This window comes from uncultured Adlercreutzia sp. (assembly GCA_910585575.1).
Lineage (GTDB): Bacteria > Actinomycetota > Coriobacteriia > Coriobacteriales > Eggerthellaceae > Adlercreutzia.
On sequence record CAJUFS010000015.1, the window covers coordinates 24,144 to 49,666 of the forward strand.

26 protein-coding genes and 1 tRNA gene are annotated in these 25,523 nt (G+C 61.0%); 20 read left to right on the forward strand and 7 right to left on the reverse strand.

Translation table 11 applies throughout. The features are described from left to right. Positions 1–234: 234 nt before the first annotated feature. Positions 235–311 (reverse strand) — tRNA-Pro (locus QZ307_RS03190). Between the two features lie 224 nt (positions 312–535). Between QZ307_RS03190 and QZ307_RS03195 the strand changes: the two genes are divergently transcribed. The 19 genes from QZ307_RS03195 to gluQRS all read left to right on the forward strand — a co-directional run bounded on the left by QZ307_RS03195 (position 536) and on the right by gluQRS (position 20,469). Continuing rightward, the gene (locus QZ307_RS03195) at positions 536–970 is read left to right on the forward strand and encodes a hypothetical protein (RefSeq protein ID WP_295995754.1); all 435 of its coding nucleotides are present in this window, start codon (positions 536–538) and stop codon (positions 968–970) included. A 121-nt stretch (positions 971–1,091) separates the two neighbouring features. Beyond that, the gene (gene brnQ / locus QZ307_RS03200) at positions 1,092–2,378 is read left to right on the forward strand and encodes a branched-chain amino acid transport system II carrier protein (RefSeq protein WP_295995758.1); all 1,287 of its coding nucleotides are present in this window, start codon (positions 1,092–1,094) and stop codon (positions 2,376–2,378) included. A gap of 431 nt (positions 2,379–2,809) precedes the next feature. Further along, on the forward strand, positions 2,810–4,744 hold the full coding sequence (locus QZ307_RS03205; protein WP_295995760.1) for a proton-conducting transporter membrane subunit: 1,935 nt from the start codon (positions 2,810–2,812) through the stop codon (positions 4,742–4,744). A gap of 16 nt (positions 4,745–4,760) precedes the next feature. Further along, positions 4,761–5,630 carry a complex I subunit 1 family protein gene (locus QZ307_RS03210; protein WP_295995763.1) on the forward strand — a complete coding sequence of 290 codons (870 nt, stop codon included), beginning with the start codon at positions 4,761–4,763 and terminating at the stop codon, positions 5,628–5,630. A gap of 12 nt (positions 5,631–5,642) precedes the next feature. After that, a complete protein-coding gene (gene nuoB / locus QZ307_RS03215; RefSeq protein ID WP_275207770.1) occupies positions 5,643–6,086 on the forward strand; it encodes an NADH-quinone oxidoreductase subunit NuoB in 444 nt (147 codons plus the stop codon). Positions 6,087–6,088: 2 nt separating this feature from the next. Continuing rightward, positions 6,089–6,820: an NADH-quinone oxidoreductase subunit C gene (locus QZ307_RS03220; RefSeq protein WP_295995766.1), complete on the forward strand. Its 732-nt coding sequence runs from the start codon at positions 6,089–6,091 to the stop codon at positions 6,818–6,820. Between the two features lie 2 nt (positions 6,821–6,822). Beyond that, the gene (locus QZ307_RS03225; protein WP_295995770.1) at positions 6,823–7,911 is read left to right on the forward strand and encodes a nickel-dependent hydrogenase large subunit; all 1,089 of its coding nucleotides are present in this window, start codon (positions 6,823–6,825) and stop codon (positions 7,909–7,911) included. A 6-nt stretch (positions 7,912–7,917) separates the two neighbouring features. Further along, entirely contained in the window at positions 7,918–8,295 is a 378-nt protein-coding gene (locus tag QZ307_RS03230) for a 4Fe-4S dicluster domain-containing protein (protein ID WP_295995773.1), read from the forward strand. A 152-nt stretch (positions 8,296–8,447) separates the two neighbouring features. Further along, a complete protein-coding gene (locus tag QZ307_RS03235) occupies positions 8,448–9,113 on the forward strand; it encodes a CDP-alcohol phosphatidyltransferase family protein (protein WP_295995776.1) in 666 nt (221 codons plus the stop codon). Positions 9,114–9,624: 511 nt separating this feature from the next. Continuing rightward, positions 9,625–11,520, forward strand: coding sequence for a VanW family protein (locus QZ307_RS03240; RefSeq protein WP_295995779.1), 1,896 nt, complete (start codon positions 9,625–9,627; stop codon positions 11,518–11,520). Continuing rightward, the gene (locus tag QZ307_RS03245) at positions 11,498–12,805 is read left to right on the forward strand and encodes a phenylacetate--CoA ligase family protein (RefSeq protein ID WP_295995782.1); all 1,308 of its coding nucleotides are present in this window, start codon (positions 11,498–11,500) and stop codon (positions 12,803–12,805) included. Before QZ307_RS03240 ends, QZ307_RS03245 begins: the two co-directional genes overlap by 23 nt. Then, positions 12,805–13,236 carry an amino acid-binding protein gene (locus tag QZ307_RS03250; RefSeq protein ID WP_295995784.1) on the forward strand — a complete coding sequence of 144 codons (432 nt, stop codon included), beginning with the start codon at positions 12,805–12,807 and terminating at the stop codon, positions 13,234–13,236. Before QZ307_RS03245 ends, QZ307_RS03250 begins: the two co-directional genes overlap by 1 nt. Further along, entirely contained in the window at positions 13,226–14,785 is a 1,560-nt protein-coding gene (locus QZ307_RS03255) for a D-alanyl-D-alanine carboxypeptidase family protein (RefSeq protein WP_295995787.1), read from the forward strand. Before QZ307_RS03250 ends, QZ307_RS03255 begins: the two co-directional genes overlap by 11 nt. Positions 14,786–14,800: 15 nt before the next feature. Beyond that, the gene (locus QZ307_RS03260) at positions 14,801–15,241 is read left to right on the forward strand and encodes an FHA domain-containing protein (protein WP_295995790.1); all 441 of its coding nucleotides are present in this window, start codon (positions 14,801–14,803) and stop codon (positions 15,239–15,241) included. A gap of 51 nt (positions 15,242–15,292) precedes the next feature. Next, a complete protein-coding gene (locus QZ307_RS03265) occupies positions 15,293–17,017 on the forward strand; it encodes a thiamine pyrophosphate-dependent enzyme (RefSeq protein ID WP_295995794.1) in 1,725 nt (574 codons plus the stop codon). Between the two features lie 9 nt (positions 17,018–17,026). After that, positions 17,027–17,617 carry an indolepyruvate oxidoreductase subunit beta gene (locus tag QZ307_RS03270; RefSeq protein WP_295995797.1) on the forward strand — a complete coding sequence of 197 codons (591 nt, stop codon included), beginning with the start codon at positions 17,027–17,029 and terminating at the stop codon, positions 17,615–17,617. Positions 17,618–17,620: 3 nt separating this feature from the next. After that, the gene (locus tag QZ307_RS03275; protein ID WP_295995799.1) at positions 17,621–18,067 is read left to right on the forward strand and encodes an amino acid-binding protein; all 447 of its coding nucleotides are present in this window, start codon (positions 17,621–17,623) and stop codon (positions 18,065–18,067) included. A 4-nt stretch (positions 18,068–18,071) separates the two neighbouring features. Further along, the gene (locus QZ307_RS03280; protein WP_295995802.1) at positions 18,072–19,457 is read left to right on the forward strand and encodes a phenylacetate--CoA ligase family protein; all 1,386 of its coding nucleotides are present in this window, start codon (positions 18,072–18,074) and stop codon (positions 19,455–19,457) included. 28 nt (positions 19,458–19,485) lie between these two features. Beyond that, a complete protein-coding gene (gluQRS, locus tag QZ307_RS03285; protein ID WP_295995805.1) occupies positions 19,486–20,469 on the forward strand; it encodes a tRNA glutamyl-Q(34) synthetase GluQRS in 984 nt (327 codons plus the stop codon). Here the strand turns inward: gluQRS and QZ307_RS03290 are convergent. The 5 genes from QZ307_RS03290 to nrdR form a co-directional block, all read right to left on the reverse strand. After that, the gene (locus QZ307_RS03290) at positions 20,459–21,388 is read right to left on the reverse strand and encodes a prenyltransferase (RefSeq protein WP_295995808.1); all 930 of its coding nucleotides are present in this window, start codon (positions 21,386–21,388) and stop codon (positions 20,459–20,461) included. The two genes, gluQRS and QZ307_RS03290, sit on opposite strands and share 11 nt — an antisense overlap. Positions 21,389–21,493: 105 nt before the next feature. Beyond that, complete coding sequence (locus tag QZ307_RS03295; RefSeq protein ID WP_295995811.1) at positions 21,494–22,009, reverse strand: hypothetical protein; 516 nt, start codon at positions 22,007–22,009, stop codon at positions 21,494–21,496. A gap of 169 nt (positions 22,010–22,178) precedes the next feature. Continuing rightward, positions 22,179–22,730 carry a hypothetical protein gene (locus QZ307_RS03300; RefSeq protein ID WP_295995813.1) on the reverse strand — a complete coding sequence of 184 codons (552 nt, stop codon included), beginning with the start codon at positions 22,728–22,730 and terminating at the stop codon, positions 22,179–22,181. Between the two features lie 14 nt (positions 22,731–22,744). Then, positions 22,745–23,182, reverse strand: a complete 438-nt coding sequence (dut, locus tag QZ307_RS03305; protein ID WP_295995816.1) for a dUTP diphosphatase — start codon at positions 23,180–23,182, stop codon at positions 22,745–22,747. 4 nt (positions 23,183–23,186) lie between these two features. Beyond that, positions 23,187–23,633, reverse strand: coding sequence for a transcriptional regulator NrdR (gene nrdR / locus QZ307_RS03310; protein WP_295995819.1), 447 nt, complete (start codon positions 23,631–23,633; stop codon positions 23,187–23,189). Between the two features lie 291 nt (positions 23,634–23,924). Between nrdR and lexA the strand changes: the two genes are divergently transcribed. Then, entirely contained in the window at positions 23,925–24,563 is a 639-nt protein-coding gene (gene lexA, locus QZ307_RS03315) for a transcriptional repressor LexA (protein ID WP_295995822.1), read from the forward strand. Between the two features lie 103 nt (positions 24,564–24,666). Here the strand turns inward: lexA and hflX are convergent. Next, positions 24,667–25,523 (reverse strand): GTPase HflX (gene hflX, locus QZ307_RS03320; RefSeq protein ID WP_295995825.1); only part of this gene is annotated, 857 nt, incomplete at its 5' end.

The following is a 25,523-nucleotide window of genomic DNA, read 5'->3' on the forward strand; positions in this document are numbered from 1 at the left end:
CGCTGTTTTTGTACTTGAGACTAATCCGGGTGAGATGGGTATCTGCTCTGTTGTCATTCCAGATGTCAACAGCCATTGTTGGTGTGCAGCTGGGAAAACATTGGCGAGGAAGTGCAGGGTTTCTGCCGGGGGGGGGGTGCAGCTAAGATGCCTGTAAACCCCACCTGTGCAAAGACTTCGGTAAAGCAAGAGGCTCCGTCGATATCTTATATCGACGGAGCCTCTTAAGTCTCATGGTCGGGTTGACAGGATTCGAACCTGCGACCCCTTGACCCCCAGTCAAGTGCGCTACCAAACTGCGCCACAACCCGTTGGCTTTTAGGCTCTCGCCCAAACAGCTTGTCTATAGTAACCTTCCCTTTTCACGTTTGCAAGAGTTTTTTCGCCAAAATCATCGAGTGGCATTTTCGTAGCGAGCGTTCGCGTACCAGAGCTGCAAAACGACAGCTTCCGATAGCTTGTGATAAATGCCAATGAATCGAAGAGGGGAGGGTATGGTAGGCTGATGCCAAGCAAAAACAAGGAGGATGCAACCATGAAAAAAACCATTGTGGCCGTTGATCCCTGCGATTACGAAATCCGCGGTCTGTACCGCTTCGCCTCGCTCAAGCCTACGTGCACGCTGCCCGAGGACGTGGCCGGTGTTTGGCCGGAGAATCCGCGGCTGCTGATGATTGCTGCTGATCCCGATGACGATACGTTCATCGAGAACCTGGGCATGGATTTTTGCTCGGCGCTCACGAAGGCCGATGTTCCCGTGGGTGAGCTGCGTATTCTGCAGCGCGAGACCGAGAATGTGGCAAAACCTCTGGTGGAAGGGGCCGATGTCATTGTCTTGGCCGATGGTGACGACGGGAAGCGCCAGGCCTTCTTCGAGGCCATCGACTTGCCGGTGCTGCTGCAGAATGCCAAGGAGGACGCCGTGCTCATCGCCCTCGACGAGCAGGCCTTGGCTACGGCCGGTTGCTAGGCCCCGCTTCTTCCGGTTCCCTTTACGATTTTGTGCCGTTTTAGGATGAGCGCATAAATTCAGCGGTCTCCTGCGAGAATAGAGAAAATCGCAGGAGACCGCTGTTGTTTTGGGAGGAAGCATGAACAAAGATTCGCTCGTCGTAGGCTTGGCGTTGTTCGCCATGTTCTTCGGCGCGGGTAATCTGATCTTTCCGCCGTTTCTTGGCATGGAAAGCGGCTTCGAGTGGCCGTTGGGCTTGGCGTGCTTCGTTTTCGTCGACGTGGTCATTTCCTGTATTGGCGTTTACGCCATCAACGCTGCCGGCGGCTCTATTCTGTCTATCCAGGGAGTGCTGGGTAAGCGAGCCGGTCTGGTACTCAACAGTGCCGCCATTTTGTGCACCGGCGTGCTTATCGCCCCGCCGCGGACGGCGGCTACTACCTACGAGATGGCCATCGCGCCGCTTTTGGGCGACGCCATCGGACTGCTGCCCTTTTCGCTGCTGTTCTTCGCCGTGGTACTTGCGCTGACCATTCGCCCCACCCGTATTGTGGACATTGTCGGCAAGATCCTTACCCCGGTGCTGGTAGTGGGCATCATCATCATGGTGGTGTCGGGCATCGCCGATCCGCTGGGCCCGGTGGTAGCGCCTGAGTCCGCTACCGTGGTAGCCGACGGCATTTCGGCCGGGTATCAGACTATGGACATTCTTGCCGTCGTGGGCTTTGCCATCATCGTGCAGGAATCAGTGCGCGCTGCTGGCTATCAATCGGCCCGCGATCAGCTGTCGGTGACGGCCCGCGCCAGCTTGGTGGCCTGCATCTTGCTAACGCTTATCTACGGCGGCCTTACTTACTTGGGCGCCACGGCTGCCACGGTGGTGCCGCATGATGTGAACCAGGCCACGCTCATCACGCTCATCACCGAGCAGCTGATGGGCCCTGTGGGCCTTATCGTACTCGGCGTTGTCGTCGGCTTCGCGTGCCTCACCACCGCCGTAGGTCTGTGCGGCGCCACGGCCGAATACGTCGAGCGCATCTCCAACCGCCGCATCAGCTACCGAGCGGGGCTCATCAGCGTTGTGGTCATCGCCCTGCTCATTTGCAATTTGGGCCTCACGAACATCATCAACATGGCGGCCCCCATCCTCTCGGTTATCTGCCCGCCCTTCATGATTACCGTCATCCTGCTTCTGTTCCGCAAGCACATCAAGAGCACCTGGACTTTCAAAGGCGCGGCCCTGGCCGCCGTGGTCGCCAGCCTCATGCTCACCGTCAACGATTTGACCGGCGCTCTCAGCTTCGTCGAGGCAGCCCCGCTCTACGAATACGGCTTCAGCTGGCTCATCCCAGCGCTCCTGGGCGCCGCAGCCGGCGCCGCGCTTGGATCCAAGTTCGATCAGCCCCGCCAGCCAGCAGGGGAGTAGCGGACGGCCCCGCCGCCCCCGCAGGGCACCGTCTGAACACCAAAAGAAAAAGCGACCGAAGGTCGCCCAGTAAATGCATGAGGGAGCGCAGCGCACGAGCGAAGCGAGCAGCGGAGCGGCGCGTGCCCGGAGTGGGGCAGCGGGGCCGTCCGCGGCCAGGTGGAGCAACCCGGAACCACCCAGCAACCGCGCGCAAGGCCGAAGGCCGAGCAAGCGGGAGCGGCCAGATTGAGCAACCACCAAAGCCTCCCAGCTAGCGCACGTGCACAAAATTTCTCCACCCTTTACCGAGCAATAGCCCCAAGGCCCCCAAGTGGCAACGCCCACCTGCGCCTCCTTTGCTAAGGTACTGTCCAGGTCCTTCGGGATCTTGTTCTTTTCGTCGGCAAATAAAGGCGAAAGGGGCCGAATTAGGGTAAGGAGGATCCTGCATGGAATTCAGCCTTGGATTGCTCGGATTTCTCATTGTGTTCCCCCTGATTGTCGCGGCAGTGCTGCTGTTCGTTAAGCAGGACAAGGTGCGTAACATCGTGGTGTGCGTATCCGGTGTCGTCATCGGCATCGCGTCGGTCATCATGGTGGTGCTCAATCTGGGGGCTTCGTGCACGCTCTTCGAATTTGAGAGCGAGGTGCTCGATTTCGTTTGCACGGGAATCAGCTGCCTCATCGCCGCCACGATCATTTGGTTCGCCGTTCGCTACAAGAACGTGTGGGCAGCGGTGCTGGCGGTGGTGCAGGTGGTGGGCGCCATCGTGCTCGAGTTTGCGTTCGCCCATGAGATCGAGGTGCCCTACGGCCTCTATTTCGACTCGCTGTCGCTGTTGATGGTGTTCATCATCGGCGTGGTAGGCTCGGGCATTTGCATTTACGCACTGGGCTACATGGAAGATTTCCAGGCCCATGAGCCCGTGGATGCCCCCGATCGCCGCCCGATGTTCTTCGCCCTCATGTTCGTGTTCCTGTCGGCCATGTTCCTCATCGTGTTCGCCAACAACATGGAATGGATGTTCACGGGCTGGGAGGTCACCACGCTCTGCTCGTTCCTGCTCATCGGCTACACGCGCACCGAGGAGGCCATCAAGAATGCCTTCCGTCAGATCATCATGAATCTTGCCGGTGGCCTGGGTTTTTTGGTGGCGCTGTACTCCTGCGCCCTGACGGTGGGCACCTTCTCGTTCTACGAGTTCCTCGTCATCGGCGTGAACAACCCGGCCCTGGTTACCCTGGCCGTGACGGCGCTGGCCTTTGCCGGCATCACGAAGGCTGCTCAGATGCCCTTCCAAACGTGGCTGCTCGGCGCCATGGTGGCCCCCACGCCTACCAGTGCGCTGCTGCATTCCTCCACTATGGTGAAGGCCGGCGTGTTCATGCTGGTGAAGCTGGCCCCCATCATGCAGGTGTGCCCGACGCCCTCGCTCATGGTCATGCTGGTGGGCGGCATTACCTTCGTGCTCTGCTCGTTCATGGCCATCTCGCAGTCGAACGCCAAGCGCGTGCTGGCTTACTCCACCATCGCCAACCTGGGCCTGATCACGGCCTGCGCCGGCGTGGGCACGGCTGAGGCCGTGTGGGCCGCGTGCTTCCTCATCTTGTTCCATGCCATTGCGAAGTCGCTGCTGTTCCTGTGCGTCGGCACGGCCGAGCACCACATTGGCAGCCGCGACATCGAGGACATGGACCTCTTGTTCGATCGCATGCCCCGCTTGGCCCGCTTTATGATGCTGGGCATCATGTGCATGTTCATCGCGCCCTTCGGCATGTTGATGGCGAAGTGGGCAACGCTTGTGTCCTTCGTGGACGCGCGCCAGGTGGCCCTCATCCTTATTCTGGCCTTCGGTTCGGCGGCCACGTTCATGTTCTGGGCGAAGTGGCTCGGCAAGCTGGCCGGCATCGCGGGCAATCCGCAGAACGTCGAGACCACGGTGCGTCCCACCGAGTGGGTGTCGCTGCTGCTCATGGCCGTGCTGCTGGTGCTAGCCTGCGTGTTCCTGCCCTTTATCTCCGCGTTCAACGTGGAGCCCTACGTGTACTCGGTCTACGGCACCCTGGGTCAGGACATCACGGGCGACAACCTGTGGCTGGCTTCCATCTGCACGGCCGTGGTGGTCATCGTGCTCTTCTCGGGGCTGGGCTCCAAGCAGAAGGGGCGTCGGGTGGGCGTGTATCTGGCGGGTGTCAGCCGCGACAACGACGCGCGTTCGTTCCAAAACTCCCTGTCCGGCACTACCGAGGCCTCGGCTCGCAACTGGTACATGGACGCGGTCTTCGGAGAGAAGCGCATCGCTCCGGTGGGCGTGGTGTTCAACTCGGTCATCATGGTCGTTACGTTTGTAGTGGCCTTCGTTCTGACTCCCATCGTCTTCTAGGAAGGGTGTGATATCAATGTCTTTGCTCGCTATGCTTATCGGCACCCTTCTGTTTGCCATCCTGGGCCCGGTCATCGGCTGTTTCCTGGCCGGTCTCGATCGCATCATCTCGGCCCGCATGCAGGGCCGTGTGGGACCGCCGCTGCTGCAGCCTTACTACGACGTGCGCAAGCTCTTTGAGAAGGAGCGTGTGTCGGTGAACAGCGTGGAATCGGTGTACGTGGCCTCTGCGCTGCTGTTCGCCGTGGTGGCCGGCGGTGTGTTCTTCTCCGGCGGCAACCTGCTTATGTGCGTGTTCATCATCACCCTGTCCAGCCTGTTCTTCATCATGGCGGCCTACTCCACCCGCTCTCCCTACGCGGAGGTGGGCGCGGCTCGCGAGACACTGCAGGTGATGTGCTACGAGCCCATGGTGCTGTTGATGGCCGTGGCTTTCTTCCAGGCGTCGGGCTCCTTCGATGTGGCAGCGGTGCTCGGCCTCAGCCATCCGGTGGTGTGCACCATCTGGCTCGTGTTCCTGGGCGTGCTGTTCATCCTCACCATCAAGCTGCGCAAGTCGCCCTTCGATCTGTCCATGTCCCATCATGCCCATCAGGAAATTGTCCGCGGGGTGACCACGGAGATGTCCGGTCCCACCTTGGGTCTGGTGGAGATCATGCACTGGTGCGAGAACGTCCTGTTCCTAGGCTGGATCGGCATGTTCTTTGTCTGGGCAAACCCCGTCTCCCTTGTTATCGCCCTGGTCATCGTGCTATTGGTGTACTTCCTGGAAATTTGGATCGACAACAATTTCGCGCGTGTGAAGTGGCAGTTCATGTTCAAGTCGGCATGGCTCGTGGCGCTTATCGCCGGCGGCGTGAACGTGGCCGTCCTCGCGTTTCTGTAAGGAGGGATTACCATGGCATTTGCTTCAAAATCACCGTGGGTCATCCACTACGACGGCTCCAGCTGCAACGGCTGCGACATCGAGGTGCTCGCCACCTTGTGCCCGGGCTTCGACGGTGAGCGCTTCGGCGTCATCAACACGGGCAATCCCAAGCACGCTGATATCTTCCTGGTTACGGGTAGCGTGAACGAGCAGAACATCAACGTGGTGAAGGAGATCTACGACCAGATGCTCGAGCCCAAAGTGGTGGTGGCTTGTGGCATCTGCGCTTGCTCCGGCGGCGTCTTCCATGATTGCTACAACGTCATCGGTGGTGTCGATCAAGCTATCCCCGTCGATGTGTACGCTCCGGGCTGCGCCGTGCGTCCCGAGCAGCTCATCGACGCTATCGTCCAGGGCGTGGCCGTGCTCGACGAGAAGTCGAAGGCCCTCAAAGCGGCCAAGAAGGGAGCGTAACCATGGCAACCTTTTCCCAGGACTTCAAGGACCTTGCCTTCGAGGACATCCATGTCTCGGCGGCAGAGCGTCAAGCGGCAGGCTGGCGCTACGTGCAAATTCTGGCAGTGAACACCGAGAACGGCGTTGACCTGGTCTATTCCTACATGCTCGATGGCGTGCTCGACAATCTGGTGGTGCGCGGCGTGACGGTCGAGCAGGTGGTGCCCTCCATCACCGACGTGTACCTCGAGGCCTTCGTCTGCGAGAACGAGATCCACGATCTTTACGGGCTCAACATTGCCGGCATTGCCATCGACTTCGGCGGCAACTTCTACCAGTTGGCCGAGAAAGCTCCCATGACGGTCATCTCGCCGGCGCAGCTGGCTGCCCGCGAGAAGGCGAAGAAGGTGGCCGCGGCCAAGGCTGCCAAGGAGGCGGCGGCTCAGAAGGCTGCCGAGGCCCCGGCGGCGGCCCCCGTCATCGACGAGGCTGCCATTCAGGCCAAGATTGCCGGTCTCGACCCGGAGAAGGCCGCCAAGGTGCGCGCTGCTATGGAGGCGAAGATGAAGAAGGCCGCTGCTGAGGCAGCTCCGGCTCCGGCCCCCGCGGCCCCCGTCATCGACGAGGCCGCTATCGAAGCCAAGATTGCGGGCCTCGACCCGGAGAAGGCCGCCAAGGTGCGCGCTGCTATGGAAGCAAAGATGAAAAAGGCTGCAGAAGCGGCTGCGAACGCAGAAGGGGAAGGTGAGTAGGCATGAGCAAGGCGACAATCATTCCCTTCGGCCCCCAGCATCCGGTGCTCCCGGAGCCTTTGCACCTCGACTTGGTGGTGCAGGACGAGACGGTGGTCGATTGCATTCCCCAGATCGGCTTCGTCCATCGCGGCCTTGAGAAGCTGGTGGAAACGCGCGATTACAACCAGTTCATCTACATTGCCGAGCGCATCTGCGGCATCTGCGCCATGGGCCACTCCCTGGGCTATGCGGAAACCGTCGAGGAGCTTATGGGCGTCGAGGTGCCCAAGCGCGCCGAGTACCTGCGCGTCATTTGGCACGAGCTGTCCCGTATTCACTCGCATCTGCTGTGGCTCGGCTTGGCGGCCGATGCCTTCGGTTTCGAGTCCATGTTCATGCACTGCTGGCGCCTGCGCGAGCGCGTGCTCGACATCTTCGAGAAGACCACCGGCGGCCGCGTCATCCTTTCCGTGGTGAAGGTAGGCGGCGTGGTGCGCGACATCGATGATGCCATGATGCGTGAGATCTGCTCGGTGCTCGAGGGCATTCGCGGCGAGTACACCACCATCATGAACACCCTGCTCACCGACACGTCGGTGAAGAACCGCACCGTGGGCGTGGGCTATCTGTCCCAGGCCGACGCCGTGGAGCTTTCCATGGTCGGCCCCTTCGCTCGCGCTTCCAACGTGGCCTACGACGTGCGCATGTTCGGTCGCGGCGCCTACGGCGATCTGTCCGACTTCAAGGTGATCACCGATAACGGCGGCGACTGCTTCGCCCGCGTGAAGGTGCGTTGCCTGGAAGTGCTTCAGTCCATCGACATCATCGAGGAGCTGGCGGCCAAGATGCCCGCTGGCGACATCGCTGTGGACGTGAAGGGCTCGCCGGCCGACGGCGCCCAGGCCTCCAACGTGCTCGAACAGCCCCGCGGCGAGTGCTACTACTATGCGCGCGGCAACGGCACGAAGAACCTGGAGCGCATGCGCATGCGCACGCCCACCTCGCAGAACCTTGCGGGTATGACCGTGGCCCTGAAGGGCTGCGATCTGGCGGACGTGAACATGATCATTCTCACCATCGACCCCTGCATCAGCTGCACGGAAAGGTAGGCCGACATGGGTAGTTTCAAACTCGGAGGCATGACCTTCGGCTCGCTGTTCAAAAAGCCCGAGACCATCCTGTACCCCTTCGAGCAGAAGCCGGCGCCGGCGGGCCTCAAGGGCCACGTGGCCAACGATGCCGCCCGCTGCATTCTGTGCGGCATCTGCCAGAAGTGCTGTCCCGCTGATGCCATTGTGGTGGAGAAGAAGGAGCGCACCTGGTCCATCGATCCGTTCCGCTGCGTACAGTGCGGTTCCTGCGTGCGCCAGTGCCCGAAGCACTGCCTGATCATGGAGCCCACCTACACGGCCGTGGCCACGGCGCAGTCCTGCACGGTGGTAACGGTGCCCGATCCGAAAAAGGAGACGGCCGCCGCTGAAGCCACGGCTTAAGCGGCCTTGTGACCAAATTGTAATCTACGGAGTGTCAGGAACTCCGGAGTGACCATGGGGAAGCAGCGCGCTTCTGATAAAATCGAACAGTGACATGACCGTCCGGGCTCCCTACGGAGTCCGGACTTTTTGAGAGACAGAAAGGCAGGGGCATGCCCGACCCACAGACCACCCCTCAGGCCCCCGAAGAGGTCACTTCGAAAATCTTCACGCTGGCCAATGTGGTCTCCTTTGTTCGTCTGTGCATGGTGCCCGTGTATCTGGTTCTTCTTCTCAACGGCTACAACCTGGCAGCCACGCTCGTGTTTGCCGCGTCGGCTTTCACCGATTTCCTCGACGGGCAGATTGCCCGACGCACCCATACGGTATCGCGCCTGGGACAAATCCTCGACCCAGCCGTCGATCGCATCCTCATGATCACGGGTGTTTTGGGCGTCTTTTTAGTGGGGCGCATCCCGCTGTGGGTCATTATCGTCGTGGTAGTGCGCGACGCCTATTTGCTGGTGGGCGGCGGTTGGTTGCTGTCCCGCTTCCATATCCGCGTTCCGGTGATCTATCCCGGGAAGTTCGCCACCACGTTTTTGTTCGTTGGCTTTTCGGGGCTGCTGTTGAACTGGCCGCTTATTCCCGGTTTAGGCTGGTGCGATTTCTCCTGGTTGCCCGGGTTCAACGGCGCACCGGTTTCCTGGGGTATTTGGTTCATCTATGCCGGTCTTATTTTGTCGCTGGGCGTTACGGTCTACTATTCAGTTGCCGCGGCCAAAGCGCTGGGCCGTGTGCTGAGGGAAAAGGGCAAGCCCGCTGATGGCGTCGTCTGATCGTTCCGCGGCCCCCGGTCGCGATCCGCGAAAAAAACCGACACGTCCCGCCGCCTCTCGTAAAGAGAGAGCGGCTTCGTCGTCTTCGGGTCGCCCGGCTCGTCCTCGTCGAGGCGAGGAAGCCTCTGGTCGCCGGTCGCGATCTGCGTCGTCGGCCTCTCGGTCGGTCTCGAGTACGCGGGGCGCCTCGTCATCGAAAAAGCAGCACCCGTCAGCGCCTTCTTCCGCTTCGGTGCGCCGGGGCCGTCCCGTGGGCTCAACCGCGGCGCGGCCTTCCTCGCGGGGTGCGGGCGCCAAGCTCGGGCGCCCCTCTTCCGCCGCGCCATCGCGGGGTGCCGGCCAGCGCGCCTCCGGACGCGCCTCGGCCGCTCCGGCGAAGCGCACGACCGGCGGCCGCCCCTCGGGAGCTGCCCCTCTGCGCCCCTCAAGCGGCTCCCGCCGGCCTGGCGCCTCTCAGGCGGGAAAGCGGACGGCATCGTCTCCGACCCCTGCCTGGCGGCGCGGCATCGTCGTGGTGGTGGCGCTCCTGCTGGTGGCGGTAGTGGCCGGCGGTATCGACGGCCTGCTTCACGGCAGTCGTATTTACCAGGGGGTTTCCATTGGAAGCGTCGACGTTTCCGGCATGACCCAGGAAGAGGCGCGCGAGGCGGTGGATGCTGCCTACGGCCCTCGGGTGGCTGCGGGGCGCGGCTATATCTTCGCCAGTGCTGAAGCCGAGCAATCGGTGGATGTGGCGAGCGAGCTGGCCGAAGAAGAAGCCACGGCCGAGCAGGTGTCGGTGGAAGAGGCTCGCAAGAACAAGCAGCTGTGGGTGGCCGAGGCGGGCACCTTGGGCGCGCGCGTTCCCGTTAACGCCCTCGTTGAAGAGGCGTTCGCCATCGGGCGCGACGGGGGAGTCCTCGAGCGCATCGAGGCTGGTGCCGCCGGCCGCGCCATTGCCGTGCGCCTTGAATTCGACGAGGAGGCCGTCGAAGCGCTGGCCTCGAGTATCGACGAGGTCATCGGCGAGCCCCGCAAGGATTGGGGCATAGCCATCGACGACGGCGCGGTAACAGTGACGGAGGGCCATGACGGCACCATCGTTGATCCTGCGGAGCTGCAAGATCGCCTCCAAGAAGGTTTCCTCAGCGAGCAGAGCAGTGACTTCTCCTTTGTGGCCGAGGCCTACTACGCCCCCTTGCGCATCGATGAGGCGGCGGCCCGTCAGACCGCGGATTTCGTGCAAGCAGTCATCGATCGCGGCATTGCCTTCGCCTTCGAGGACAATCAGTGGGACATCGTCGGAGCCGATCTGGGCTCGTGGGTGACGACGAAGGTGACGGGAGAGGAAGGCTCCTGGCGTCTTGCGCCCGTCATTGACGAGGCTGTGGCGCGCGCCGATCTACTTGCGCTTATTCGAGGGGCGGGTTTTACTTCGGGCGCCACCGTTTCCTTCCAAAACGAAGGGGGAGAAGTGTGGGTGCTCACGGCTCCCGGCTCGCGTTACCCTCAGCTGGCCACGGCGCTGCAGGAGGCCAACGAGGAGCTTTTTGGTGCCTATGACGCGACGGGGTCGACGGAGCTTGCCTCGGCGGACAAGTCCACCGTGCGCATCGGCTGGGACGCCGCTCCCGAGCGCAGCACCTTCGATGAGGCGCTCGATTTAGGCCTTATCAGCGAGATATCTTCCTATACGACGGAGTATACCGACAGCGCCGCTACCGCGAATCGCCGTCACAACATCCATTTGGCAGCTGACCTGCTCAACGACTCCATTGCTCCGGCCAATGGGGGAACGTGGTCGTTCAACGATACCGTGGGCGAGGCTTCCGAGGACTCAGGCTTCCAGGCCGCCCATGCCATCATCAACGGCGAGTACGATGACGCCATCGGCGGCGGTATCTGCCAGGTGGCTACGACGGTGTTCAACGCTGTCTACGAAGCGGGCTTTCCCGTAACCGAGCGGCGCAACCACTCCCTCTACATTTCCAGCTATCCCACGGGCCGCGATGCGGCCATCGCCTATCCTGATCTTGATCTCACGTGGGAAAATGACAGTTCTTCCGATGTTTTGATGCGGGCGCGCTACACCGACAGCACCCTAACCGTTACACTATATGGCATCGATCCAGGCTATGTGGTTTCCACGAAGACGGGCGACTGGGCCGAAGGCGAGGCCTATAAAACGAAGTACCAGGTCGATGAGAACGAGCCCGAGGGCACGCGCTATGTGAAAACGACGGGCGCCGATGGTCGAAGTGTCACGGTGCATCGCATCGTACGCGATAGAAGTGGGAATGTGCGGCACGAAGAGGACTTCACGTCCAATTACGCGCCAATCGACGAGGTGATCGTGGTGGGACCGAACACCCCGACGGAAAGCGAACAGGAAAAGGAGGATGACGGTGTACTTCCAACCGGAGATTGAGACCATGCCGCGCGAGGAGCTGCGTGAACTGCAGGTGGAGCGCCTGCGCGAATCGCTGCGCAACGCCTATGAGAACGTGGAACTGTATCGCCAGCGCTTCGATGAAGCCGGTGTTGCTCCCGATGATCTGCAATCGTTGGAGGACTTGCAGAAGTTCCCCTTTGTGGTGAAGCAGGACATGCGCGATGCCTATCCTTTCGGGATGTTCGCCCGCGAGAACGCCGACGTGGCCCGCATCCATGCCTCCTCGGGCACGACGGGACAGGCCACGGTGGTGGGCCACACCGCCGCCGACCTTAAGAACTGGGGCGACTGCTTCGCCCGCGGTATTGCCATGGTGGGCGGCACGAAGGACTCCACCATCCAGGTGTCCTACGGCTACGGCCTGTTCACGGGCGGCTTGGGCGCTCATGCCGGCGGCGAAGCCATGGGCTGCACCGTCATCCCCACCTCTTCGGGCAACACGAAGCGCCAGATTCAGATGATGAAGGACTGCCATACCGACATCCTCTGCTGCACGCCGTCCTACGCTCTGCTCATTGCCGACACGGCCATCGAGATGGGCTACGACCCCGCTACCGAGTTCCAAATTTCCGGCGGTATCTTCGGCGCCGAGCCCTGCTCCGAGAACATGCGCCAGGAAATTGCCGACAAGCTGGGCCTCCAGTACTGCGATGTCTACGGTCTCTCCGAGATCATGGGTCCGGGCGTGGCCATGGAGTGCAAGGAGCGCGGCGGTCTGCACATTGCCGAGGACCAGTTCTTCTGCGAGATCATCGATCCCGAAACCCTCGAGGTGCTGCCGGATGGCGAGGTGGGCGAGCTGGTCATCACCACGCTTACCCGCGAGTGCTCGCCCATGATCCGCTATCGTACCCGCGACGTTACCACTATCATTGACGAGCCCTGCGCTTGCGGGCGCACCCATCGCAAAATCGGGCGTCTGCTGGGCCGTACCGACGACATGCTCATCATCCGCGGCGTGAACGTGTTCCCGTCCCAGATCGAGCAGGTCATCACCGAGTTCCCCGAGATCGCCACCCAGTACCAGATCATTCTTACCACGCGCGGCCCGCTCGATCACGTCGAGCTGCAGGTGGAAACCGAGCCCGATTTCCCCATCGACGAGGTGCGCAAGCTCGAGGATCTGCGCAGCCGTCTGGGCGCTGCGCTCAAGAGCAACCTGCAGGTGGCCGTGGACATCAAGTTCGTGGAACCCAAGACCATCGCCCGTTCCGAGGGCAAGGCGAAGCGCGTTATCGACCTGAGAGGGGAGACCAACTAATGATTTCTCAGCTGACGGTTTTTCTCACCAACGAGAAGGGGCGCCTGGCCGCGGCCACGCGCACCCTGGCCAATGCCGATATCAACATGAAGGCCCTGTTCATTGCCGACACGGCCGACTTCGGCATCCTGCGCATCTTCTGCGACACCCCCGACCGCGCAGCGGCGGAACTGTGCGAGGCGGGCTTCCGTGCCACGCTGACGCCGGTTATCGCCGTGTCGGTGGCTGACAAGCCCGGCACGCTGGCCGACTTGCTCGGCTTCTGCGAGGGCGCCTCCATGAACGTCGAGTACGGCTACTGCTTCTGCACGGCCGACGGCCGCGCCATTGACGTGCTTAAGATTGGCGGCGACGAGGCCGAGGCGGTGCTTGCCGAAGCCGGTTTCACGATTCTTGCTCCGGAAGACGTCTATGCGGTCGATGCACAATAACGCTTCGCTTTCCGTTGGTTCTGCCTGCGAGCGCACCGGTCTGAGGACCCGGGCGCTCGCCTGTTTCTGGGCGCTCCTGTGCGCCCTGGCGCTTGCGGTTTCCCTGGCGCCCGCGGCTTGGGCCGAAGTGCGCAGCACCGACGAGCTGCTCGGGCAGACCGTTGAACAGCGGGGTCTTCCGGCGGTGGCCTCTCCGAATGTCACAGCCCAGTACGCGCTGTTGATGGACGACAAGGGCACCGTGTACTTCTCGCGTGAGGCGAACGAGCGCACCCATATTGCCTCCATCACGAAGGTGATGACCGCTATCGTGGCGCTGGAGAACGCCTCGCTGGAGGATACGGTGACGGTCACCGCCGAGGCCGCCCAGGTGGGCGAGTCCACGGCGAGTCTTGCCGCCGGCGATACCCTTACCATGAAAGCGGCGCTAACGGGCCTTATGGTGTCATCGGGCAACGATGCCGCCATCGCCATTGCCGACACGGTGGGGGCCGCGCTGAAAACCTCCGACGACCAGTCGAACAACGAGGCTTTTGTGGCGGCTATGAACGCTAAAGCTGCCGAGCTGGGCATGAACGACACGCTTTTCGCCAATCCCCATGGTCTCGACATCGGCAACTACGACAACGAGATGTACAGCACGGCCCATGATGTGGCGCTTATGTGCCAGCATGCCATGGAGAACGAGACCTTCCGTGACATCGTGGCCCAGGAAAAGGCGCAGATTACCGTCAAACGGGGCAAAGAGGCCCTGGTCATCAACTTGACATCCACTGACTTGCTGCTTGGCCGCTATGAGGGAGCGTGCGGCATCAAGACGGGCTATACCGAGCAGGCGGGGCAGTCCTTCGCGGGCGCCTGCCAGCGGGACGGCTCCTATCTCTACGCCATCGTTTTGGGAGCTCCCTCGGAAAACGGCCGTTTTGAAGATGCCGAGGCGCTGTTCAGCTGGGTGTACGACAATCAGATCGATTACCCGTTGGCCCATACGAGTCAAACGACGACCATGACCGTTGATGGCACCGCAACCGAGGTGCCGCTTATCGCTGAGGTGCCTTTCACCGCATGGCCCGACAAGCGCGTGAAAGCCACTTTTGCCGATCCGGCGGCATCTGTGGAGGTCTTCGCCCCTGAGGGTAATGTGAGCCAGGAGTTCACTTACCGGGAGCTCAACGGCTCGGTGAGCGTCGGCGACGTGGTGGGTACGGTAAACTTCTACCAGAACAACCAGGTCATTGCCTCGCAAGAATTGGTGGCCACCGAAGACGCCGCCGCCCCTGACTTTCTCGAGGGCTTGGGCATCTGGTGGGATCGTCTCTGGCAGGGCTTGGGTGGCACCGCCGAAGTAGCCGATCCGCTTGTGTACAACGAGACGCCGCTCATCTACAGTAAATCGACGACAGCTCCCTCGGCGGCCGAGGCGCTTGCAGCCGGCGACGATCAGGCGGATGCAGGCAATGACGCCACCGAGGACGACGCCGAAAACACAGCGAATGAAGCCGATCAGTCCGACAATCAAGCGCCTGCCGATGCGGGCGAGAGCAACTAAGAGAAGGAGAGAGCCATGAGCGAAGTATGTCCAGTGTGCTCCCATCCGGTGTCGCCTGGCGATGCCGTTTGCCCCACGTGCGGGTTTAAACTGCTTGGCGCCACCCAGGCGTTCAAGCCGTTGGTCATGGAGGCCGAGGAGGTGGCGGCTGTCGAGGCGGCGCCCGCCCAGGCCTGCCTGAACGTCGTGCGCGGACCGCAGGTGGGGTTGAGCTATACCCTGAAGGCCGAGCCCATGACCGTGGGTCGCAGCCCGCAGTGCTCCATCTTCCTGAACGACATGACCGTCTCGCGCATGCACGCCACCATCGAGCCCGAGGGGCGCTGCTTCGTCATTCGCGATGCCAATTCGTTCAACGGCGTATGGGTGAACAACGAGAACGTCGAGGCGCGCACCTTGCGTCCCGGCGATTACGTGCAAATCGGCACCTTCTGCCTTCAATACGAGGAAAACTAACCATCGAGCTGCGGCCAGGGGAGGCCGCCTGAGAAGACGAGGAAAGAGTCTATGGAGTTGATGTCGGGAAACGAGGCCATCGCTCAGGGCGCCTGGGAGGCCGGGTGCACCATTGGCGTGGCCTATCCGGGAACCCCGTCCACGGAGACCCTCGAGGCCTTTGCTAAGAAGGACGACGTGTACGCAGAATGGTGCGTGAACGAGAAGGTGGCCGTGGAAGTGGGCGTCGGTGCCTCGGCGGCCGGTGCGCGCGTGCTGGCCACCATGAAGCACGTGGGGGTGAACGTGGCGGCTGACCCCTTGTTCACGGCTGCTTATACGGGAGTGGGCGGCGGTTTTGTCATCCTTGCCGCCGACGATCCGGGCATGTACTCCTCTCAGAATGAGCAGGACTCCCACTATTACGCCATGGCGGCGGCGCTTCCGTGCCTCGATCCTGCCGATTCGGCCGAGGCTCTGCGCTTTACCCGCGAGGCCTTCGACCTTTCCGAGCGCTTCGATGTGCCCTTCCTTATTCGCTCGAGCGTGCGCATCTCCCACACGAAGACGCCCGTGGAGCCGGGTGAGCGTCAGGCGGTGCCGTTGCGCCCCTACGAGAAGAACCCGGCAAAATGGGTGATGATGCCCGCCTTCGCCAAGCCGCGCCGTTTGGTGCAGCTCGACCGCATCGACGCTCTGCGTGCGTGGGTTGAGGAGTGCCCCTATAACGAGGTCATTCGCCGCGGTTCCGCCGTAGGCGTCGTATGCGCCGGAGCGGTGTACCAGCACGTAGCTGAGGCGCTGCCCGAAGCGAGCATCTTCAAGCTGGGCGTAACCTGGCCGTTGCCGGCCCAGGCGCTCCGCGATTTCGCTGATTCCGTCGACGCGCTCTATGTCGTGGAAGAGGCGTCCACCTACCTTATCGATGCCGTGCGCGCCTGCCGCGTTCCCGTGGTCGACACTCCGCAGCCCCTGCCGCGCGCCGGCGAGCTGACCCCCGGTTTGGTGCGAGCGGCCTTTGGTCTGGAGGAGCCGCCCCATGCGGCCCCGGTCGAGGGCTTGCCGCCGCGGCCGCCCGCTTTGTGCGCGGGCTGCCCCCATCGCCTCGTGTTCAAGGAGCTGGCTCGGATGAAGGCCATCGTCACGGGCGATATCGGCTGCTACACCCTCGGCGCGCTCCCGCCGCTTTCAGCTATGGACACCACGGTGGATATGGGTGCGTCGGTGTCCATGTCCCACGGCTTCGAGCTGGCCTTGGCCGGCACCGAGCACAAGCCCGTGGTGGCGGTCATCGGCGATTCCACCTTCGCCCATTCGGGCCTGAGCTCGCTGATCTCCACCGTGTACAACCAGGGGTCCGGCACCGTCTGCGTGCTCGACAACCGCACCACGGCCATGACCGGGCGTCAGGGCAACCCCTTCAACGGCGTGACCTTGCAGCATCGCCCGAGCCGCGAGCTGAACATCGAGGGCGTGGTGTCGGCGCTCGGTGTCGAGGATGTGCGGGTGATCGATCCGAACGATGCCGAAGCCGTGCGCACGGCCCTGAAAGAGGCCACGGCCTTCGAGGGCCTTTCGGTGCTCGTGTTCCGTTCTCCCTGTGTGCTGCTGGAGCGGGTGTCTAAGAAGCCCTATGAGGTCACCAGTAAGTGCACGGCCTGCGGCGTGTGCGCCACGTTGGGCTGCCCCGCCATTGCCCGCGACGAGATGGGCGTGGCCTATATCGATCGCGCCCAGTGCATCGGCTGCGGTCAATGTGCTCAGTACTGCCGTTTCGATGCCATCGTGAAGGAGTAGGGGAGAGCTATGAGCGATACGAAAACAGTGCTTCTGTGCGGTGTGGGCGGTCAGGGAACCATCCTTGCCGCCGATCTGCTGGCCTTCGGGTGCATGCGCGCCGGCCTTCAGGTGAAGGTGTCCGAGATTCACGGCATGTCCCAGCGCGGCGGCGCCGTCACCACGGTGGTGCGCGTCGGGGAGAACGTGCAGTCCATGGTGGCTGATGCGGGCAGCGCCGACATTATTGTCGCCTTTGAAACGACCGAGGCCCTGCGCAATCTGCCCAACTTGAAGGAGGGCGGCTCGCTGATCGTCAACGACGAGGCCATTAAGCCCCTGCCGGTGCTCACGGGCGCGGCTTCCATGCCGGCTCATCCCCGCGAGACCCTGATCGACGCCGGCGCGCTTCTGGTGCCCGCGGCTGACATCGCCTGGAAGGTGGGCAATCCCAAGACCGCCAACGTGGTGCTGCTCGGGGCGCTCACAGCGCGGCTCGACATTCCCGAAGAGGTATGGGTGGCCACGGTAGAGGAGCGGGTGCCGGCGCACACTATCGAGGCCAATGTGGCCGCTCTGCGCGCCGGTCGCGCTTTCGTGCTCGAGCAGGAAGGAAACTAGATCATGACGGTATCCCAGATCAGTGTTTTCGCCGAGAGCAAGCCGGGCCATTTAGGCCGCGTCCTGGGTTTGTTCGACCAGGCCGGAGTCAGCGTGCGCGGCTATTCGGCGTCCGATACCGGAGAGTACGGCATCCTTCGTTTTGTGGTGGACAAGCCCGATGAGGCCTACGAGGCTCTGCGCGGTGCCGGCTGTGCCTGCGCGGTGTCTCCGGTACTGTGTCTCAAGCTGGAGGACAAGCCCGGCGAGCTGCTGCGCGTTATGGGTGTGCTGGCCGAGTGCGGTATCAATGTGGTGTACAGCTACTCGATGATCTCCACCTACATTGTGCTCTCCACTACCGATCCCGAGCGGGCTCGCGAACTTTTGGCTGATCAGCCTGTGGAGACGATCGCTCAGGAAGATATCACGCGCTACGTTGCCGAGCGCCCCGACTGGAAGGAGGCCTAGGCCCATGGCGTGTGCTGAGGAAACTTTCGCTGTCACTGAGAAGGGCGCAGCTCTGCGCGCGGCTCAAGAGGGGCGCTTCGATGCGCTGCCCATCTATGATCGAGCGATCGAATGTGCCTCCCGCGAGGACATCGAGGCCCTGCAGCTGGAGAAGCTGAAGAACCAGGTTGCCTATACCTACGAGCGCGTGCCCTGGTACCGTCAGAAGATGGACGAGATGGGCGTGGCGCCCGAGGATATCGAAACCTTAGATGACGTGCGCAAGTTGCCCTTTACGGACAAAACCGCTCTGCGCGACACGTTCCCGTTCGGCTTGTTTGCGGTTCCCCTGTCCGAAGTGCGCGAACTGCATTCCTCGTCAGGCACCACCGGCAAACCGGTGGTGGTGGGCTATACGCCGGACGACCTGAACGTGTGGAGCGACTGCATTGCGCGTCTTGTGCAAATGGCCGGTGTCGTGCCGGGCGATGTGGCCCAAATGGCCTTCGGCTACGGCATGTTCACCGGCGGTTTCGGCTTGCACTACGGCCTGCAGAAGCTGGGTTGCGCCATGATTCCCGCAGGCTCGGGCAATACCGAGCGCCACATCCAGATGATCGAGGACTACGGTACCACGGTGCTGGTGGCCACGCCCTCTTACGCTATGCATATTTGCGAGGTGGGGGAGCAGATGGGCTATGATTGGGCGTCTTCGCCTCTGCGCGTGGGCCTGTTCGGCGGCGAGCCGTGCCCGCCGGGCCTGAAGGCCGAGATCGAGCGCCGCATGCATATCACCTGCACGGATAATTACGGTCTCACCGAGGTAATGGGACCGGGCGTGTCGGGCGAGTGCTTGGCCGAACGCTTCCAGCAGCATATCGCCGAGGATCACTTCCTCTGGGAGGTGGTGGATCCTGAAACTGGTGAGCCCGTGGCCGAGGGAGAGATGGGCGAGCTCGTGCTCACGCCGCTGGACAAGCAGGCCATTCCCGTGCTGCGCTATCGCACCCATGACCTGACGCGCGTGCATACCGAGCCCTGTGCCTGCGGGCGCACCCATGCGCGCATGGACAAGGTGCGTTCGCGTAGCGACGACATGCTCATCATCCGTGGCACCAACGTGTTCCCCTCGCAGATCGAGGACGTGCTCAGCGGCATCGACGAAGTGACGCCCCATTACCACATCATTGTCGATACGAAAAACGGCATGGACGTCTTCACGGTGGAGACCGAGCTGCGACCCGAGGCGTTCTCCGACTCCTTCGAGTCCATGAACGTTATCAAGGAGAACATTGCCGAGAAGCTGAAGAGCACGCTGCTGGTGGCTCCGGCGGTGCGCCTGGTGGAGCCGGGCGGCATCGAGCGTGCCGTGGGCAAGGCCAAGCACGTCGACGATCGCCGCAAGAAGTAGCATGGCGCCCGCGGTCCCAGGAGAAGCAGTGCCGGCGACTCGATCTTCTGCATCGCTAGTGCAGGGCGAGGGCCACGCTCCCGTCGTGGGGCGCTTCGCTCCGTCGCCCACGGGCCGCATGCATGCCGGCAATATTTTCGCCGCTCTGGTGGCGTGGCTCGTCGCCAAGTCCCAGGGCGGCTCCATGGTGCTGCGCGTGGAAGACCTTGATCGCGAACGCTCAAAGCCCCAGTTCATCGATGGAGTGCAACGCGACTTTGAAAGGTTGGGCCTCACGTGGGACCGCGGCCCCTTTTTTCAGAGCACCCGCGATGAGGCGTACCGGGCGGCCTTTGACGAGCTTTGCGGTCGTGATCTGGTGTACCCCTGCTATTGCACCCGGGCCGATCTCCATGCCGCTTCTGCGCCCCATCGAGGGGAGAAGCCGGTGTACCCCGGCACCTGCCGATGGCTGTCGACCGACGAGCGCGCCGAGCGCGAAGCCGCAGGACGCCATCCGGCCCAACGTCTTATGGTGTCTGATGAGGTTTATTCCTTTTACGATCTCGTCCAAGGGCCGACGTCCCAGTGTCTCAGCACTGAATGTGGTGACTTTCTTATCCGTCGCTCCGACGGGGCTTTTGCTTATCAGCTTGCGGTTGTCGTGGACGATGCGGCCCAGGGAGTGAATTCCGTTGTGCGCGGGGTCGATCTGCTGTGCTCGACACCTCAGCAGATATACCTGCAGAGGCTGCTCGGCTTGCCTGAGGCCACCTATGCCCATGTGCCGCTTTTAGTGGGAGAACAGGATCGGCGGCTCTCGAAGCGCGATAAAGATGCGGCTCTTGACGAGCTGCTGGTGCGATTCAAGACCCCTGAAGCGGTTATTGGCCATATTGCCGGCAAAACGGGCCTTGCGCCCACCAGTGATCCCGCCACACCGGAAGAGCTTCTCGCGACGTTCGATGTGGAGCATCTTCCCCGTCTTTTCCCTGATAAGGTGCAGATTCTCTGGCCGGATACTACAGCATGAGGGCGCAGGCATAGAACGCGCCGAGAGCCACGTTGACGCTGCAGATTTGGCCCATGGCGCCGATGCGCGCGGCAGGGGCAAGCGGGTTTTTCCAAAGCCCCATCATAAGGGGGTAGCACGCGAGCAGCATGAAGGGCATGATGATAAGGCCCCGGGGAAACCAAAGACCGATAATGAGAACGATGGTGCTGGCCCAGGCCACCAGAAGGCCATGGTAGAGTACACGGGCGCGCTTGCGTCCGAGCAGCACGGGCAGGGTGCGACGGGAAGCCTCAAGGTCCTTCTCGATATCGCAGGTGTTGTTCGTCATCATGATGAGACCGACGCCGATAATGGTGGGAATGCTCCACACGAGCATCATCCAGGAGAAAGTGCCCGAGAGCACCTGATAGCAGGCGAGGGGCATGAGGCCGCCCATGACGCCGCCGCTGACAATCTCGCCGATGGGCAGGTAGGAGATGGGGGTCTTGCCTCCCGAGTACAGCACGACGATAAGAGCCCCAATAAGGGCGATGACCAGGGGAATGAATCCAGCGACGGCGATAATGTAGAGGCCCAGCGCAAAGGCGGCCACAAGGAGACCGATAGCATAAGCGAGCACGGATCGGGGGTTCACGTTGTTGTAGACAAGCACCGCATCGGTAACCTCGACATTGTCATCGGCGCTGTCAGTGCCTTTGACGAAATCGAAATAGTCGTTGAAGGTGTTGACCGATGATTGCATGAGAATGCAGATAACAAGAAGCACGACAGCCCTAAGAGGGGAGAATGATCCGCAGGTTGCCTCCGTGCAGCCAACGGCAATAAGGACGGGCAAGATAGCAGCGGGCCAGGTATGGGGGGCGGCCAGCTGCATCATAAGGCGGGGAGTGAGAGGGGAGAACGACCGCCCCTCCCCTTTTCTACTATTAGTACGCATGTTCGTTTTTTGAAATCCTTAGAAGGGGAGTGTTCGATAGGCTCATTATAAAAGAAGGCACCCGTTGCCAGGTGCCTTAAGCGGTGCTTGGAAGAAACCAGCGGGCTAGTTGGTCATAAGAGCCGCAGAAATATCGCCCGAAGTAGAAGATGCCGGCTCCCATACGTCATTAACTTTCGTATAAGTAATGGTAATGGGCTCCGTCGGCTTCAGTTCGACATTGTCCAAAGAGCCAGTGACAATCTCGCCGATTTTCTTATTGATGTCCTCGTTGGACATGCCGGCCAGTTCGTCGGGGTTCTCGGTGATCTTAGTGACGGCTTCCTCAAGGGCTTTCTGGTAGCCTGTGTAGCTTTTGCAGGTAAGCGTGATTTGCGCTTCGGCCGTGTCGCCATTAACGGTGATGTCGTCGATGGTGTAGTCGAAGCCGTTGAGGTAGGCCTTCATGAATTCCACGCCGTCAATGCCGTACATGGAGAGCTGGCTCATGTTGATGCTTTCAGAGAACTCCGTGACAAAGGTGTCGTCCAGGTTTTTGATGCTGTCGAGTTCCGAGCTGAGCGATTGACGGATGGCCTCCGAGTCATCTTGCGGCTGTGTGCATCCCGAAAGGGTAGCCATGCCAAGAGTCAGAGCCAAAACCGCCAGGAAAGAACCAATGAACCGTGATGTCCTGTTCAAGGAATTTACTTTACATAACATGGATTATCATCCTTTCATTATGAAATCTAAGGCAGGTATCGAAATGGCTGGCGCTATTGTACTTGAAGCTTGTGGAGGCGCCATGGGGTTAGCCCCAGGCGGATTCTCCTGAAGATGACGGTGCCTGCGTTGCGGTGACGCCGTTGCCAAGGATGGAGCTATAGTCGCCCGACTGGAGGGCGTCAAGAAGAATGGGCATCATGGTCACTACGCCAATGATGTTGAGCACGAGAGCGACAAGGCTAATGAACAAGCCCATGATGGCAGTTTGGCGCAGCGCCTTGGCGTAGGCTAAAAACGGCGAAGATGGATTGGCGAGCACTCGTTTGGTTTTAAAGAATGCCAAGAGCGCGCAAATGAGCGAGACTGAGCTGAGCAGCACGCCGCCGATGATAAAAGAAACCGGACCGCCGATAGTGGCGATGGTAGAAAGCGTACGTGCTGAATTGAGCTCTGATTGCTCAGCAATGGTTTGAGGCCCGGAAGTTTCTGGCGTTTCTGGCGTTGGGGTTTGCGGCGCGATGGGCTGAGGCTCAGGCGGCAAAGGAGCCTGCGGGTTCTGTTGAGAAACGGGGCCGTTCGTGCCTTGGGATGACTCCGGGGCTTCCGGCTGCTGGGGCTTGTTGTCTTGTTCGGTCATGGTTCGCTCGATTCTTATTGAAGCCCGCTGCTGCCAAAACCCTGGACGCCTCGGTCGCTGGAAGGAAGCTCGTCGGCGCACTGGAGGCGGACTGCGGGGACGGGAATGATCATTAATTGGGCGATCCGGTCGCCTCTTTCGAAGGAAAAAGCCTGATCAGAATCAAGATTGACAAGGCTAACTTTAATTTCGCCACGATAGCCGCTGTCAATGAGACCCGGAGCGTTGACGACGGAGATGCCGTGTTTGGCGGCCAAACCGCTCCGGGGAATGACGAGAGCGGCGTAGCCCTCGGGAAGCGCTAAGGCAAACCCGCAGGGAACCAATTGGCGCTCTCCTGGTTCGAGGGTGCCGCTAATGGTGGAGCGGATATCAAGGGCAGCGTCCCCTGGGTGAGCATAGGCCGGGGCGGGTAGTTCGGTATCGAGGAGCTTGATGGGGATATTGAGCACGGCACTACCCTATCTCTTTCAGGGCGGCCGAAAACTCTTCGATGCTCTGGAAATCTTTGTAGACGCTGGCAAACCGAATATAGGCAACGTCATCGAGGTTAGCGAGCCGCGCGAGCACCATGTCGCCGAGGTCCTTCGATTTGATTTCCGTGCGCTGGGTCGACCGGAGCTCGGTTTCGATACTGGCAATGAGGTTGTCTACCTTTTCAGGCGTGATAGGCCGTTTCGCGCAAGCGATAAGAAGGCCGCGCATCAGCTTCGCTCGATCGAACACCTCAGAGGAGCCATCGGTCTTTGTTACGAGAATGGGGTTTTCCGCCAGGCGCTCATAGGTGGTGAATCGATGGCCGCATTCAAGGCATTCGCGACGCCGACGAATAGAGGCTCCTTCGTCCGCCGAGCGAGAATCGACGACTTTTGATTCGGGATAGCCGCAGGATGGACAACGCATAGGGTCTCCTAACAATGAGTGTGAAGCCCATCATACCCTATGAAGAGACGCATCCTTGCGTTTTCAAAACATTGCTACCATCGCGACACCCCAGAGGTGCCCGCTTACCTAGGCAAAGAAGATGACAAAGCTGGCGATGGTGCTGAGGGCGAAAGCGATGGGGAATTCATAGCGAGCCATTTTTCTCTCCTGACCTCTTGCGTAGAACCTTTGTTCGTGGTTATAATAGATCGAACAAAAGTTCATGTCAAGAGAAAATAAAACAAATGTACGTTTTTGAAAGGATGCACTATGACGCACAAAGTGACCAAGAGGCAGCAAGCGGTGCTCGACTGCATCGAGGCCTGCATCCGAGAGAAAGGGTACGGTCCGACGGTGCGCGAGGTGTGCCAGTCTCTGGGCCTCTCCTCCCCTTCCACCGTGCACGTGCATTTGAAGGCGCTTGAAGAGAAGGGCTTTATCAAGCGCGATCCTCTCAAGTCCCGTTCCATTGCCCTCACCTATGCCATCGAAGACGCTGCGTCGGCCGCCGTTTCGGGGGCAGAGGCCTACAGCAATTTGGTCACCATTCCCCTTGTGGGCAATGTTGCTGCCGGCTCCCCTATTCTGGCCGAAGAAAACATCACTGACAACATCACGCTCCCCACTGATATTGTGGGCGATGCTCCTTCGTTCATGTTGTCCGTTCGCGGTGAATCAATGATCGAGGCCGGCATCAACGACGGTGATTACGTAGTCGTGAAAGAGCAGCCTGTGGCTAACAACGGCGATATTGTCGTGGCCATCATCGACGATGGCGCAACGGTCAAGCGCTTCTACAAAGAGGCCGATCATATTCGGCTGCAGCCAGAAAACTCCTCCATGGAGCCTATTATCACCACGCAATGCTCCATCGCTGGCAAAGTGGTTGCGGTGTTTCGTCGCCTGTAGGGTTTCGACTTCCCTCCCCCTCCCTTGTTCAGCAAAGTGCGCCCTTTCACAGGAAAGGGCGCACTTTCTGCTTGGAGCGCATTAGGTTGGCCATGGGATAGGGCTAGCAGGCAAAGGCCTCAAAGGAAGCGGCGAAGGCAGGTGAAACCAGCATTTGCAGATGCGTGCCATCGGCCTCATGGTTCTCGGAGATAATATGACACCGCTCATGGGCCAACGACACCAAATCGCCCCGCTGGTAAGGGATAACCACGTCAAGCTTCACGTCGCTGGCTGAAGCTGAGGCGGCTATGGCCGAGACCAGGGCGTCGATCCCCTCGCCGGTCTTTGCTGAGACGAACTGGGCATGGGGGAATCGACGTTTCAAGCCGGCCTTAGTGTCGTCATCGAGCATATCGCACTTGTTGAATACCTGAATCGTTGCGATATCTTGGGCGCTGATCTGGTCGAGAACGTCATGGACCGCATCGATTTGCCCCTCGAACTCTGGCGAGGAGGCATCGACGACGTGAAGAATAAGGTCGGCACCGGTAATTTCATCGAGGGTGGACTTGAAGGCTTCCACCAAGGTGGTCGGAAGCTTCTGGATGAACCCAACGGTGTCAGTGACGGTGATTTCGCGTCCCTCGGGCAGCTCGAACTTGCGTGTTGTGGAATCAAGCGTGGCGAACAGCTTGTCGTAGCTGAGCACGTCGGATCCCGTAAGTCGGTTGATGAGCGAGCTTTTGCCCGCGTTGGTGTAACCCGCCAGGGCTACCTTGAACATACCGCTGCCATAGCGGCTCTCGCGCTGCAGCGAGCGCACCTCGCTTAAGTGGGCAAGCTCGCGGCGAATCGAGGTGATGCGCTTGCGCACCATACGACGGTCGACCTCCAGCTGGCTTTCGCCCTCACCGAAGCGCGAACCGACGCCACCGCCCATGCGGTTCGAGGCCAAGTGGGCCCACATGCCGCGCAGGC